Below are 13,687 nucleotides of genomic sequence, written 5' to 3' on the forward strand. Positions count from 1 at the left end.
GCCGCTGGCAGCGCCCCTTGAGGGGCGCGGGGAACTGCGCGCTCAGTACGAATCACCGACGGCCGACGAACGCTCCTGACCCCAACACCCCATCCTCCGCGGAAGCCGCGGAAGCCGCGGAAGCCGCGGAAGCTAGAGCCACCCAGCGAACTCCAACAACAACTCCGCGTCCTGCACCCGCCCCACCCGCCGAGCCCGAACCCCCGACTCCACGGCCCGGAACAACGTCCACCCCCGCAACCGCTCCTGATCCACATCCAACGACTCGGCCAGCTTCCTCACCCGCCGCCGAGTGATCGCCGCCCCCGACGGCGACGCGATCAGATCCTCGACCCGGTCCCGCACCAGCCGCGCCAGATCGAACGCGCACTCCCCGACCACCGGATCGGGCCCGACGGCCAGCCAGGGCAACCGCTCCCCGGCGAGCACCTTGCTCTGCCGGAACGTCCCGTGCAGCAACCGCTCCTCGGGCTCGGACCCGAGCAGTTCCGCACGAGCGGCCAGCGCGGCGTCGACCAGGGCCCGTACCTCGGCGTCCCCGGCGGAGCCGTCCCGCATCAGCTCGGCCTGCCGCCCGGTCCGCTCGGCGACGGTCTCGAAGACATGCGCCCCGGGCGGCTCGACCCAGAGCCGCCGCAACGTCGCCGCGGCCTCCAGCAGCGCCTTCGGCTCGGGCAGCGACCGCACCGACAGGTCCGGGCTCAGCCGCTCCAGCAGCAGCACGCCCTGACTGTCGCCGGGGTTGAGCAACCGCACAGCACCCCGCCCGTCCCAGTGGGCCAGCGCGGCCCGTTCGCTCTCCGGCCGGGCCCGCTCGGGCGCCAGCTTGAGCACGGCGGGGGTGCCGTCGATCCGCCGGACGAGGAGCACCAGACTGCTGCGACCGCCGGGTGCCTGTACCCGCTCGACGGTCAACTCGCGTAGATCCAGGGCCTGTTGGGCCAGCACGGGCAGCTCCTCCAGCCACTCGCCGACCCCGTCGCCGCCGCCCGGCCGCCGTGTCTCGGCGAGCGCCCGCACGAGTCGCCGCGGCGGTTCGAAAGCCTCGAAAGCCATGCGAGCCATGTGCGAGTAGTTCCCTTCGGACCGTGATCAGGTGCGCGGTGCCGCCGACGCGGAGGCACCGGCCGCCCGCTCGGCGAGACCAGGGAAGGCTACGCTTCCGCCCCGCCACCGCACCGCCCGCACCGCCGCTTCCCGCAGCGCCTCGGCCGCCGTACGCCGCCGCTCACCCTCGGCCGCCCGTACGAGATCGGAGTACACCCCGGCCACCCGCTCCTCCAGCTCGGCGGCGAGCCGTACGGCGGAGTCGGAGTCCGTGACCGGGAACGGCAGGGCGTACCCGGCGGCCCCCGCGGCGGGCTTGCCGTCCAGGTCGCGCACCACGCGGGCGAGCTCGTCCCGGCGGGCCCGGTGGGCGTCGTACGCCTCCCGCGCCTCGCTCCGCCGGTCCTCGCCGATCTTCCCGCCGACGACCCCGTACCCGTAGACGGCGGCGTGCTCGGCGTCGAGCGCCGCCTGTACCGCCGTCAGCTCCCCGCCGCTCACTTCGCACCCTCCGTCAGCAAGTAGGCGTGCCCGGCCCCGGCCGCCGCGACCGAAGCCATCAGCCGGGCCACCTCGCCCTCCACCTCCAGCAGCGCCTTCGCCCGCCGGTCGGCGAGAGCCCGCTCGGCGGCGGCCAGCTCGGCGAGGGCGGACTTCGGGTCCTCGGGCACGGGGGAGGGGACGGCCGAAGCGGAGGGCGACGCGGACGGCGAAGCACTCGTCTCACCCGTGCTCTTCCCGCCCCCGAACGCCCGGGCATGCCGTACGGTCTCCGCCCGCAGCGGTGTCAGCAGCGCGGTCAGGTCCGGATGTGCGGCGAGCGCGGCGTCGTACCGCTCCACCAGCTCCCCGCTGTCCCGCGCCACCCGAGTCCGCGCCCGCTCCGCCGCCGAAGTACCGCCCCCGGCGGCATCGGGCCCCTCACCCCCGGACGAGCACCCCACGAGCAGACCCGCACCCGCGGCCCCGACCAGCAGACTCCTTCGGCGCGGCCCCGACGGGGTACGCGACGGCACGGTGAACGACACGGCAGACGTCCTCAGAGGGGTCGTACGAACAAAAGAGCGGTGTGATCACGGTACCCGTGCGATCCCCTCGCACACGCCACCACCGCGCGCCCGCCCGACGGAACCCGCGTGGACGGCAACACCCTCGCGGAGCGGATACCCTTTGACCTGACACGCGCCCTACCCACAACAGCACACGCGGCCGAGGAGTCACCCGGATGAGCACCACCCAGAGCGAGAGGCTGCGAGAACTTCTGGAACCGCTCGTACGCTCGCAGGGCCTCGATCTCGAAGAGATCGCAGTGGACTCGGTCGGCCGCAAGCGAGTGCTGCGCGTGGTGGTCGACTCGGACGAGGGCGCGGATCTGGACGCGGTCGCCGACGTCAGCCGCGCCGTCTCGGCCAAGCTGGACGAGACGGACGCGATGGGACAGGCGGAGTACACCCTGGAAGTCGGTACGCCGGGCGCCGAGCGCGCCCTGACCGAACACCGCCACTACCACCGCGCCGTGGACCGGCTGGTCAGGTTCCAGCTCCACGACGGCGCCGGTGAGCTGGTGGCCCGCATCCTGACCGTGGACGACGACGGCCTCGACCTCGAAGTGCCCGGAGTGAAGGGCCGCAAGGCCACCACCCGCAGACTCGCCTTCGAAGAGATCGACAGGGCCCGCGTCCAGGTCGAGTTCAACCGCAAGGACAAGACGGACATGACGGAAGAAGAGGAGGCGTAGCCGTGGACATCGACATGAGCGCCCTGCGGGGCTTGGTACGGGAGAAGGAGATCTCCTTCGACCTGCTCGTCGAGGCGATCGAGGCGGCCCTCCTCATCGCCTACCACCGCACCGAGGGAAGCCGCCGGCACGCGCGCGTGGAGCTCAACCGGGAGACCGGCCACGTGACCGTGTGGGCGAAGGAGGATCCCGAGGACCTGGAGGAGGGGCAGGAGCCGCGTCCGTTCGACGACACCCCGTCGGACTTCGGCCGCATCGCCGCCACCACCGCCAAGCAGGTCATCCTGCAGCGTCTGCGGGACGCGGAGGACGATGCGACGCTCGGCGAGTACGCCGGCCGTGAGGGCGACATCGTCACCGGTGTGGTCCAGCAGGGCCGCGACCCGAAGAACGTGCTCGTCGACATCGGCAAGCTGGAGGCCATCCTGCCCGTGCAGGAGCAGGTCCCCGGCGAGGCGTACCAGCACGGCACACGGCTGCGGTCGTACGTCGTCCGGGTGGCGAAGGGTGTCCGCGGTCCGTCCGTCACCCTCTCGCGCACGCACCCGAATCTGGTGAAGAAGCTCTTCGCCCTGGAGGTGCCGGAGATCGCCGACGGTTCCGTCGAGATCTCCGCCATCGCACGTGAGGCCGGTCACCGGACGAAGATCGCGGTCCGCTCCACCCGCAGCGGCCTGAACGCCAAGGGTGCCTGCATCGGCCCGATGGGCGGCCGGGTGCGCAATGTCATGGCCGAGCTGAACGGCGAGAAGATCGACATCGTCGACTGGTCGGACGACCCGGCCGAGATGGTGGCGAACGCGCTCTCCCCGGCCCGGGTCTCCAAGGTCGACGTGGTGGACCTCGCGGCCCGCTCCGCGCGCGTGACGGTGCCGGACTACCAGCTCTCGTTGGCGATCGGCAAGGAGGGCCAGAACGCCCGCCTCGCCGCCCGCCTCACCGGCTGGCGCATCGACATCCGTCCGGACACCGAGCAGCCGTCGGAGTAACCACTCGATCGGACGTCCGGACCGGCCCCTTCGGGGGCTGCCGGGGGGCCGAGGGAATAGATCCAAGCCGCAGGTGGCTTAGATCACGACAACAACCGTTCGATTCTTGCCCCAAAGGGGTGAGGTCGGTGCGGGGAGGTAGACTTAGCGGTGTCTGGCCGGACGCGTGCCCATGCATGCCCTGAACGCACCTGTGTGGGGTGCAGGCAGCGATCGGCCAAGACCGGACTGCTGCGGGTCGTGGCGATCGAGGACGAATGTGCCCCCGATCCTCGCGGTACGCTGCCCGGCCGGGGTGCGTACGTACACCCCTCCCCAGTCTGTCTCGACCTGGCGGTCCGCCGCCGGGCGTTCACGAGGGCGCTGCGTGCCCCGGGAGCGCTCGACACAAAGGCGTTGCGCCGATACGTGGAGCAGACAACAGTTGCTGAGCAGGCAACACCGTAGGACGTGCCGCACGGAGCCTCCGCGCGGCCCTGGTACCCCGCGAGTTGGAAGTAGGTCGAGATTGCGATGAGCACTCGATGAGCACGCGATGAGTACGCCCATGAAGTAGCGACGGTCCGGACGCACCCGGACCTAAAAAGGAGCGAAGTGGCTAAGGTCCGGGTATACGAACTCGCCAAGGAGTTCGGGGTTGAGAGCAAGGTCGTCATGGCCAAGCTCCAGGAACTCGGTGAATTCGTCCGTTCGGCGTCCTCGACGATCGAGGCGCCCGTTGTACGCAAACTGACCGATGCCCTCCAGCAGGGCAATGGGGGCGGCAAGCCCGCTCCCCGCAAGGCCGCCCCGGCTCGTCCGGCGGCCCCCTCTCCCGCGCAGGGCGCCCGTCCGGGCGCACCGCGTCCGGGTCCGGCCGCACCGAAGCCGCCCGTGGCGGAGAAGCCCGCGGCCCAGACCCCGGCTCCGGGCCCGCGCCCGACGCCCGGTCCCAAGCCGCCGGCGCCGAAGCCCGCTCCGGCCTCCCCGGCCCCGAGCGTGCCCGAGTTCCAGGCGCCCCCGTCGGCTCCGGTCGCCCCGTCGTCCCCGCGTCCGGGCGTTCGCCCCGGCCCCGGTGCGCCGCGGCCCGGTGGCCAGCGTCCGGGCGGCCCCGGCCAGGACCGTGGTCAAGACCGCGGTCAGGACCGTGGGCAGGAGCGTGGGCAGGAGCGTGGCGACCGTGGCCAGGCGCAGCGTCCCGGTGGTCAGCGTCCGGAGCGTTCCGGTGGCGGGGGTGCCCCCAAGCCGGGCGGTGCCCGTCCGGCCGGTCCGCGTCCCGGTAACAACCCCTTCACCTCCGGTGGCTCCACCGGCATGGGTCGCCCGCAGGCGCCCCGTCCGGGTGGCGCGCCGCGCCCCGGTGGTCCCGGTGGCGCCCAGGGTGGGGGTCCGCGTCCGCAGACCCCCGGCCAGGCTCCCCGCCCGCAGGGCGGCCCCGGTGGCGCTCCGCGTCCCCAGGGCGGTCCGGGCGGTGCCCGTCCGACTCCGGGTGGCATGCCCCGTCCGCAGGCGCCCCGTCCCGGCGGTGGCCCCGGCGGTAACCGTCCGAACCCGGGCATGATGCCGCAGCGTCCGGCTGCCGGCCCGCGTCCCGGCGGCGGTGGCCCCGGTGGCCGCGGTCCCGGTGGTGGCGGCGGCGGTCGTCCCGGTGGTCCCGGTGGTGGCGGCGGCGGTCGTCCGGGTGGCGGCGGCTTCGCCGGTCGTCCCGCTGGTCCCGGTGGCGGTGGCGGCGGCTTCGCCGGTCGTCCCGGCGGTCCCGGTGGCGGCGGTGGCGGTTTCGCCGGTCGTCCCGGTGGTCCGGGTGGCGGCGGTGGCCGTCCCGGCTTCGGCGGTCGTCCCGGTGGTCCGGGCGCACGTGGTGGCACGCAGGGCGCCTTCGGTCGTCCCGGCGGTCCCGCGCGTCGTGGTCGCAAGTCGAAGCGGCAGAGGCGCCAGGAGTACGAGGCCATGCAGGCCCCGTCGGTCGGCGGCGTGATGCTGCCTCGCGGCAACGGACAGTCCGTCCGCCTGTCGCGCGGTGCGTCCCTCACCGACTTCGCCGAGAAGATCGGCGCCAACCCGGCGTCGCTCGTCGGCGTGATGATGAACCTCGGCGAGATGGTCACTGCCACGCAGTCCGTCTCCGACGAGACGCTGAGGCTCCTCGCGGACGAGATGAACTTCGTCCTCGAGATCGTCAGCCCCGAGGAGGAGGACCGCGAGCTGCTCGAGTCCTTCGACATCGAGTTCGGCGAGGACGAGGGTGGCGAGGAGTTCCTCGTCGCGCGTCCGCCGGTCGTGACCGTCATGGGTCACGTCGACCACGGTAAGACCCGACTGCTGGACACCATCCGCAAGACGAACGTCGTCGCGGGCGAGGCCGGCGGTATCACGCAGCACATCGGTGCGTACCAGGTCGCCACCCAGGTCAACGAAGAAGAGCGTCGCATCACCTTCATCGACACCCCGGGTCACGAGGCGTTCACCGCCATGCGTGCCCGTGGTGCCAAGTCGACCGACATCGCGATCCTCGTGGTGGCGGCCAACGACGGTGTGATGCCCCAGACGATCGAGGCGCTGAACCACGCCAAGGCGGCCGGTGTGCCGATCGTGGTCGCGGTCAACAAGATCGACGTCGAGGGTGCCGACCCGACCAAGGTGCGCGGTCAGCTCACCGAGTTCGGTCTGGTGGCCGAGGAGTACGGCGGCGACACCATGTTCGTCGACATCTCCGCCAAGCAGGGTCTGAACATCGACTCCCTGCTGGAGGCCGTGGTTCTGACCGCGGACGCCTCGCTCGACCTGCGGGCCAACCCGGAGCAGGACGCGCAGGGCATCGCGATCGAGTCCCACCTCGACCGGGGCCGCGGCGCCGTCGCGACCGTCCTGGTCCAGCGAGGCACCCTGCGGGTCGGCGACACCATGGTGGTCGGCGACGCGTACGGCCGTGTCCGCGCGATGCTCGACGACAAGGGCGAGAACGTGGAAGAGGCGGGTCCCTCGACCCCGGTCCTCGTCCTCGGTCTCACCAACGTGCCGGGTGCCGGCGACAACTTCCTGGTTGTCGACGAGGACCGTACGGCCCGTCAGATCGCCGAGAAGCGGGCGGCGCGCGAGCGCAACGCCAACTTCGCCAGGCGCGGAGTCCGGTTCTCCCTGGAGAACCTGGACGAGGCCCTCAAGGCCGGTCTGGTGCAGGAACTCAACCTCATCATCAAGGGCGACGCGTCCGGTTCGGTGGAGGCTCTCGAGTCCTCGCTGCTCCAGCTCGACGTCGGCGAAGAGGTCGACATCCGCATCCTGCACCGCGGCGTCGGTGCGGTCACCGAGTCGGACATCGACCTGGCGACCGGCTCCGACGCGATCGTCATCGGCTTCAACGTCCGCGCTGCGGGCCGCGCGGCGCAGATGGCGGAGCGCGAGGGCGTCGACGTCCGGTACTACTCGGTGATCTACCAGGCCATCGAGGAGATCGAGGCGGCCCTCAAGGGCATGCTCAAGCCGGAGTACGAGGAGGTCGAGCTCGGCACGGCGGAGATCCGCGAGGTCTTCAAGTCGTCCAAGCTGGGCAACATCGCCGGTGTCCTGGTCCGCTCCGGAGAGGTCAAGCGCAACACCAAGGCGCGCCTCGTCCGCGACGGCAAGGTCATCGCGGAGAGCCTCACCATCTCCGGTCTGCGTCGCTTCAAGGACGACGTCACCGAGATCCGCGAAGGGTTCGAGGGCGGTATCAACCTCGGCAACTTCAACGACATCAAGGTCGACGACGTCATCGCGACGTACGAGATGCGCGAGAAGCCGCGTTCATAAGTGGTTGGTCCATGCCGGCCGGGGGTGACTTGTTCACCGCCGGCCGGTGTGGCCGTCTCTGGGGGTTGTCGGGGCCCTGCCCGCGGGCGAAACAATCCCGTCGAGTCGGTGTCCCGTTCGTTGTACGGTTCTGATGTTCCTGCCCAGGCACCCGGGCAGGCCATCTATCCCGTACCGGCGGGTGAACCGGATACACATATGTACGTGGGGACTCTGTCCTTCGACCTCCTGCTCGGCGACGTACGGTCGCTGAAGGAGAAGCGCTCCGTCGTCCGCCCGATCGTCGCTGAACTCCAGCGCAAGTTCGCGGTGAGTGTGGCGGAGGTCGAGCACATGGATCTGCACCGCCGGGCCGTCATCGGACTGGCGGTGGTCTCGGGCGACACCGGTCATCTGACCGACGTACTGGACCGGTGCGAGCGGCTGGTCGCCGGGCGCCCCGAGGTGGAACTTCTCTCGGTGAGACGTCGTCTCCACGGCGACGACGACTGACCGAGAACTGATCAGAGAAACGCAGAACGAGCTAGGAGACGGACCAGTGGCCGACAACGCGCGTGCCAAGAGGCTGGCGGACCTCATCCGAGAGGTGGTGGCCAAGAAGCTGCTGCGTGGGATCAAGGACCCGCGACTCGGCTCACACGTCACCATCACGGACACCCGGGTGACCGGGGATCTGCGGGAGGCGACCGTCTTCTACACGGTGTACGGGGACGACGAGGAGCGGGCGGCCGCCGCCGCGGGACTGGAGAGCGCCAAGGGCGTCCTGCGTTCCGAGGTCGGGCGCGCCGCGGGCGTGAAGTTCACGCCGAGCCTCACCTTCGTGGCCGACGCCCTCCCCGACACCGCCAAGACCATCGAGGACCTCCTCGACAAGGCGCGGACCTCGGACGCCAAGGTGCGCGAGGACGCGTCCGGCGCCCAGTACGCCGGTGAGGCCGACCCGTACAAGAAGCCGGGCGACGAGGACGAGGACGACGCCGCAGAATGACCCAGCAGCGTCAGAAGACCACCCCGCCCGACGGGCTTGTCGTCGTCGACAAGCCGTCGGGCTTCACTTCGCACGATGTCGTCGCCAAGATGCGCGGCATCGCCCGGACCCGGCGGATCGGGCACGCGGGGACGCTCGATCCCATGGCCACCGGTGTGCTCGTCCTCGGTGTGGAGAAGGCGACCAAGCTCCTCGGTCACCTCGCGCTCACCGAGAAGGAGTACCTGGGGACCGTCCGGCTCGGGCAGACGACGATCACCGACGACGCCGAGGGCGAGATCACGGCGTCGGTCGACGCGTCGAAGGTCACCCGCGAAGCCGTCGACGCCGGGATCGCCAAGCTGACCGGCGCCATCATGCAGGTGCCGTCCAAGGTCAGCGCCATCAAGATCGACGGCGTGCGGTCGTACAAGCGGGCCAGGGACGGCGAGGACTTCGAGATTCCCGCCCGGCCCGTAACCGTCTCCTCCTTCGCGGTGTACGACGTCCGCGACGCCGTCGCCGAGGACGGCACCCCCGTCCTCGACCTGGTGGTGTCGGTGGTGTGCTCCTCCGGGACGTACATCCGGGCCCTCGCCCGTGACCTGGGCGCGGACCTGGGCGTCGGCGGCCACCTCACCGCGCTGCGCCGGACCCGAGTGGGGCCGTACAAGCTGGAGTCCGCCCGGACGCTCGACCAGCTCCAGGCGGAGCTGACCGTGATGCCGGTCGCCGAGGCCGCCACGGCCGCGTTCCCCCGCTGGGACGTGGACGACAGGCGGGCGGGGCTGCTGCTGAACGGGGTGCGGCTGGAGATGCCCGAGGAGTACGAGGGCCGCGGGGCCGTCGCCGTCTTCGACCCCACCGGGCGCTTCCTGGCCCTCGTGGAGAGCCAGAAGGGCAAGGCCAAGAGCCTGGCGATCTTCGGCTGAGGCCGGCCTTTCGGGTGTGGGCACCGCGTGCTTCAGGGGCGCGGGGAACTGCGCGATCAACCACGCACGACCCGCACCCGCCGAACTCCCGCTCATCGGCCAAAGCCCAGCGGAGCGGCGGGACTTGCTGTTCCCGCCGCTCCACGGTCCCCCCTCGGTTCCCCCACCCAGAGGTGTATCCATCCGCCGACGCCTATTCACCCCTTCGTGCAGGCGCTCGGAGTGAACCGAGGGAGCGGAAGGGGGCGCGTTCGCCGGACGATCTGTTCTGCTGATCTTCGGGTGCCTACCGTCGGAACAGAGGTACGACGGGGAGGTCAGGAATGGCGGTACGTGGCCGTCGGGCAACGGACGACGGCCGGGCGGCTCGGGACGAGGTCCTGGTACGCGTCGGCGACCTGGCGGGACGCCCGCGCGGCACCGGCTTCGTGGCCGACCACCACGGCACGGTGGTCACCAGCCACGAGGCGGTGGACGGGCTGGCCCGGCTGGTGCTGCACACGGCCGGGGAGCGCACTTGCGTGGTGACCTCCGACGCGGTGACCCCGCTGCCCGCCCTCGATCTCGCGCTGATCCGCACCGAGGGGCTGTGTGTGGACCCGCTGCCCTTCGCCCTGCGCGACGAAATCGGGACGGGAGCATACGTCCGGATCGCGGCCGGCGGCTGGCGCGAGGCCCGGGTGCTGGGCGCGGCGGACGTCACGTACACCGCGACCGACGGGTTCCATCTGCTGCGCGGCGCCCTGGAGTTGGCGATCGGGACGGCCGGGCGCGAGGCGCTGCGGCCGGCCGGGGGAGCGGCCGGGGGACCCGTGCTCGACATGACCACCGGCGCCGTGGTGGGCGTCCTCGGCACGGCACTGGAGGCCCGGCACCGGGCCACCGGCTTCGCCGTACCCCTGCGCGGCTGGCGCGCAGAGCCGCCGCTGGCCGAGCTTCTCGCCCGCAACGCGGCGACGGTGCCCGCGTACGGGAGCGATCTGAATCTCGCCGGGGTGCTGGAGCTCACGGCCACCACCGTGGGGTCGGACGGGCCGGGCGCGGGCGCCGGGGCCGTCGCGGCGACCGGTGCCGAACCCGTGGAACGGCCCGTTGTCGTCAGGGAGTTCGCCGCCTTCGCCGACGGCCCGGCCACCGTGCTCGGCCTCGTCGGCCCACCCGGCAGCGGCCGTACGACGGAACTGGCGGCCCTGGCCGCCCGGCGCGGCCGGGAGCCCGAGTCCGCCCCCACGCTGTGGCTCCGCGGGGCCGACCTGCTGGCCGACGACGCGTCCGTGGCGGACGCGGCGCGACGGGCGCTGGAGCGGGCGGGGCGGATCGTGGCGGCGTCGAACGGCCCGGGCCGGCCGGACACGTGTGGCGCCGCTGACCCTTCGGGTGCCTCCGACGCCTCGGGTGCCTTGGACGACCGGCGGGCCGGGGTGGAGCCGTCGTCGCTACCGGGGCGGTACGACGGGGAGCTGGGGGACATCCGGCCGGAGCGGCTGGCCCGGCTCGCGCTGGCGGCGGGGCGGCCCCTGCTGCTGGTTCTCGACGGCCCCGAGGAGATGCCGCCCACGCCGGCCCAGCGGTCGGCCGAGTGGACCGCCGGGACGGTCGAGTGGCTCCGGGAGAACGGGGCGCGGCTCGTGGTGGCCTGCCGCGCCGAGTACTGGGAGCGGGCCGGCTCGCAGTTCCCGCCGGAGCTGCTGCACGGGAGCGAGCCCGCCGGCCAAGGACAACCACTGCCTCCCTGCGTACGGCTGGGCGACCTGACCGAGGCCGAGGCGCGGCGCGCCCGGCTGCGGTACGGGATCCCCGAAGGCGCGCTCTCCGCCACCGACGCCCGGCACCCGCTCACCCTGCGGCTCCTCTCCGAGGTGCGGGCGGCGCTGCCGGAGGGCCCGGGCGGGCGGCCCGGCGAGGATGGCGCCTTCGCCGGGCCGCCCGGTGGGGCGGGGGCCCCGCGGGTGGCCGCCACCGGGGCTTCGGGCCGTCCCGACCGGAACGAGGTGCTGGCCGCCTACCTGGCCCTGATGTGCCTGCGCGTCGCCGTGCGGCTCGCCGCGGTGAACGGAGTGCGGGGCACGGCCGTACGGCGGCTCGCCGCGCAGGTCTCCGGGCAGGTGCACGAGGCGGCGCGGCGGTGTCTCGGGCCCGGGCAGGGGGAGCTGGACCGGGCGGCGTTCGAGGCGGTGTTCCCCTGGGGGCCGGTGCCGGGGAGGCGGCTCGGCGGGACCACCGGTTGGGCCTCGGCCGTGCTCACCGAGGGGCTGCTCGTCCCGGCGGGCAACGGCTACCGCTTCGCCCACGAGGAGCTGGCCGACTGGATCCAGGGCGCGCACCTGGACCTCGACGCGGCCCTGCACGCGCTGGTGCACCGGGGCTGGGCCGCGCGGGCCGAGGCGGGGCGGGCCTGGGGCACGATGCCGTCGCAGGCCCGCGTCCGCCGGCACGCCCGCCGGGCCACCCGCGACCTCCCCGTGCCCCGCCACCGCATCGGCCCCGTCGTCCACGCGCTGCTCCTCCTCGGCCGGCAGCAGGGCCCCACCGAACTCTCCGGGCGCCTGGAGGAGTTGCTCGACGCCCTGGACGCGCTGCTGCCGCCGGGCGCCACACCACCCGACGCCCCGACCTGGTGGGCCACCCACCTCCTGTCCGAGGCGCTGCTGAGGGTGCCCGACGCCACGCCGTACAGCCGGGTGCTGCGGTTCCTCACCGAGCGGATCGGGGCCTGGCAGGCCCAGGGCCGGGACGTACCGCCGGAGTTCGGGCCGGACTTCTGGGCGGCGCTGCCGCTGCCCGAGGCGGAACGGTTCGGCCTGCTGCGCCGCCTGGTCGTCGCCGACCCGGCCACTGGCGACGGGCCCCGCTACCTGGACGTGGCCTCCCGCCTCCTCGGCGCCGACCCCACCGCCGTACAACCGCACCTCACCCGCTGGTTCCACGACGACACCCCGCTGGTCGCGAACCCGGACGCCACCGTGGCGACGGCCGCGCAGGCGCTGCTGCACACACACCGGCGGTGTGCCCTGGACGACCTGACCGAGGCGCTCGTCGACCGCGCGCACCGGCGCGGCGACGAACTCCTCGCCGTACTGTCCGAGGAGGAGCCCTCGGCGGTGTGCCGGGCCGTCGACCGGTGGGCGCACGACGAGCGCCCGGCGCGGCGGGTCGCCGCGCTGGCCTACGGGCTGCGGACGGCTCCGCATGTGCGTACGGAGGCCGACCACGAGCTGCTCCGCTACGCGGCCCTCGCCCTGCTGGGCCGCCCCGCCGACGTCACCCTGCACAGCGGGGCGCTCGCCCTGCTCGTACGGGACCCGCTGACCAGATCCCGGTACCTGCCCCAGGCGTTGGAGCGCTTCGCGGCCGGTGATCCGCAACTGCCCGCGAGTGCGCTCGTCACCGCCCTCGCCACGCATCCGGACGCGGTCCTCGACGCGTTCCGCACGCGGCTGCGGACGCCGGGGGGCCACGGCGGCTCCAACACCTGTGGCTCCGGCGGTCCCGATGGTTCCGATGGTTCCGATGGTTCCGATGGGGAGGCTCTGCGGACGCTCGCCGAGGTGACCACGCCCGGTCTCGCGCGGCGCGTCACCACGCTCGTACGGGAGGTCGTCGAGCTGCGCCCCGAGGTGGCCGGGCATGTGGCCGCGTACGTCGACCGGCGGCTGGAGCATGGGCCCGGGACCCGAGCTGTGCTGTTCCCGCTGGTCAGCGGGCTTGTCACCGAGGGGCCTGTGCAGGTGCGGGCGGCGCTCGCGGCGGTCTTCGCCGAGCCGGGCACGTCCACGTCCGTGCCGCTGCGGCGCGAACTGCTCGACCTGCTGATGGCGACCGAGCGGGATCCGTCGGTGCTGGACGCGCTGCTGCGGGCCGCCGCCGCGCGCGGGGCCGATGCGGGTGGGGGAGAGGGCAGGAGGGACTTCGGGGAGACCAGGGCCTTGATTCACCGGGTCGGGATGCTGCTCGTCCGGACGCCCGAGGGGGCCACCCGTTTCGACTGGGCGCTCGTCGACCTGGCCCGCCACGTTCCCGGCTTCGCGGGCATGGTGGCCGGGTGGCTCAGCGGTACGCCCCAGGAGTGGGCGGCGGTCGTCGGTCCGAGCACGCGGCGCATGATCGAGAACCTGGCGGGGGTGCGGGGGGCGCCCGGCGTGCGGGTGTCCGTGTGAAGGGGGTTCCGTGAAGGGCCGTGAATCCGTGCTCCGGGTCACAGCCCGGATGCCGATGCGGGCCGAGGGCATCCGGCATGGCACCCTTA

General features: G+C 73.0%; 11 protein-coding genes. 8 read left to right on the forward strand and 3 right to left on the reverse strand.

Annotation, left to right across the window (positions count from 1 at the left end; genetic code table 11):
- Positions 1-132: 132 nt before the first annotated feature.
- From I8N67_RS29470 to I8N67_RS29480, 3 genes are read right to left on the reverse strand one after another with little or no spacing between them, the layout of a single operon-like run.
- Positions 133-1,065 (reverse strand): aminoglycoside phosphotransferase family protein, encoded by a 933-nt coding sequence (locus tag I8N67_RS29470; RefSeq protein WP_200307268.1) that lies wholly within the window; start codon positions 1,063-1,065, stop codon positions 133-135.
- A gap of 27 nt (positions 1,066-1,092) precedes the next feature.
- Positions 1,093-1,548 (reverse strand): ferritin-like domain-containing protein, encoded by a 456-nt coding sequence (locus I8N67_RS29475; RefSeq protein WP_200307269.1) that lies wholly within the window; start codon positions 1,546-1,548, stop codon positions 1,093-1,095.
- Positions 1,545-2,075 (reverse strand): hypothetical protein, encoded by a 531-nt coding sequence (locus I8N67_RS29480; RefSeq protein WP_307835407.1) that lies wholly within the window; start codon positions 2,073-2,075, stop codon positions 1,545-1,547. Before I8N67_RS29480 ends, I8N67_RS29475 begins: the two co-directional genes overlap by 4 nt.
- A gap of 197 nt (positions 2,076-2,272) precedes the next feature.
- Between I8N67_RS29480 and rimP the strand changes: the two genes are divergently transcribed.
- The 8 genes from rimP (at position 2,273) to I8N67_RS29520 (ending at position 13,598) form a co-directional block, all read left to right on the forward strand.
- Positions 2,273-2,785: a ribosome maturation factor RimP gene (gene rimP, locus I8N67_RS29485; protein ID WP_200307270.1), complete on the forward strand. Its 513-nt coding sequence runs from the start codon at positions 2,273-2,275 to the stop codon at positions 2,783-2,785.
- Positions 2,786-2,787: 2 nt separating this feature from the next.
- Positions 2,788-3,774, forward strand: coding sequence for a transcription termination factor NusA (gene nusA / locus I8N67_RS29490; RefSeq protein WP_200307271.1), 987 nt, complete (start codon positions 2,788-2,790; stop codon positions 3,772-3,774).
- A 150-nt stretch (positions 3,775-3,924) separates the two neighbouring features.
- Positions 3,925-4,221 carry a YlxR family protein gene (locus I8N67_RS29495; protein ID WP_200307272.1) on the forward strand — a complete coding sequence of 99 codons (297 nt, stop codon included), beginning with the start codon at positions 3,925-3,927 and terminating at the stop codon, positions 4,219-4,221.
- Positions 4,222-4,368: 147 nt separating this feature from the next.
- Positions 4,369-7,542 (forward strand): translation initiation factor IF-2, encoded by a 3,174-nt coding sequence (infB, locus tag I8N67_RS44350; RefSeq protein ID WP_200307273.1) that lies wholly within the window; start codon positions 4,369-4,371, stop codon positions 7,540-7,542.
- A 198-nt stretch (positions 7,543-7,740) separates the two neighbouring features.
- Positions 7,741-8,034, forward strand: coding sequence for a DUF503 domain-containing protein (locus I8N67_RS29505; protein ID WP_200307274.1), 294 nt, complete (start codon positions 7,741-7,743; stop codon positions 8,032-8,034).
- 46 nt (positions 8,035-8,080) lie between these two features.
- Positions 8,081-8,530 carry a 30S ribosome-binding factor RbfA gene (rbfA, locus tag I8N67_RS29510; RefSeq protein ID WP_200307275.1) on the forward strand — a complete coding sequence of 150 codons (450 nt, stop codon included), beginning with the start codon at positions 8,081-8,083 and terminating at the stop codon, positions 8,528-8,530.
- Positions 8,527-9,441 (forward strand): tRNA pseudouridine(55) synthase TruB, encoded by a 915-nt coding sequence (gene truB / locus I8N67_RS29515; RefSeq protein ID WP_200307276.1) that lies wholly within the window; start codon positions 8,527-8,529, stop codon positions 9,439-9,441. Before rbfA ends, truB begins: the two co-directional genes overlap by 4 nt.
- A gap of 323 nt (positions 9,442-9,764) precedes the next feature.
- Positions 9,765-13,598, forward strand: coding sequence for a S1 family peptidase (locus tag I8N67_RS29520; protein ID WP_200307277.1), 3,834 nt, complete (start codon positions 9,765-9,767; stop codon positions 13,596-13,598).
- The last annotated feature ends 89 nt before the right edge of the window (positions 13,599-13,687 follow it).

The sequence above is a fragment of the Streptomyces adelaidensis genome, assembly GCF_016598475.1.
Classification (GTDB): Bacteria; Actinomycetota; Actinomycetes; order Streptomycetales; family Streptomycetaceae; genus Streptomyces; species Streptomyces adelaidensis.

Excerpts from the sequence above, each read along its gene's own strand:
- rimP (WP_200307270.1), top strand. The coding sequence starts at position 2,273 with ATGAGCACCACCCAGAGCGAGAGGCTGCGAGAACTTCTGGAACCGCTC.
- truB (WP_200307276.1), top strand. The coding sequence starts at position 8,527 with ATGACCCAGCAGCGTCAGAAGACCACCCCGCCCGACGGGCTTGTCGTC.
- I8N67_RS29505 (WP_200307274.1), top strand. The coding sequence starts at position 7,741 with ATGTACGTGGGGACTCTGTCCTTCGACCTCCTGCTCGGCGACGTACGG.
- I8N67_RS29470 (WP_200307268.1), bottom strand. The coding sequence starts at position 1,065 with ATGGCTCGCATGGCTTTCGAGGCTTTCGAACCGCCGCGGCGACTCGTG.
- I8N67_RS29520 (WP_200307277.1), top strand. The coding sequence starts at position 9,765 with ATGGCGGTACGTGGCCGTCGGGCAACGGACGACGGCCGGGCGGCTCGG.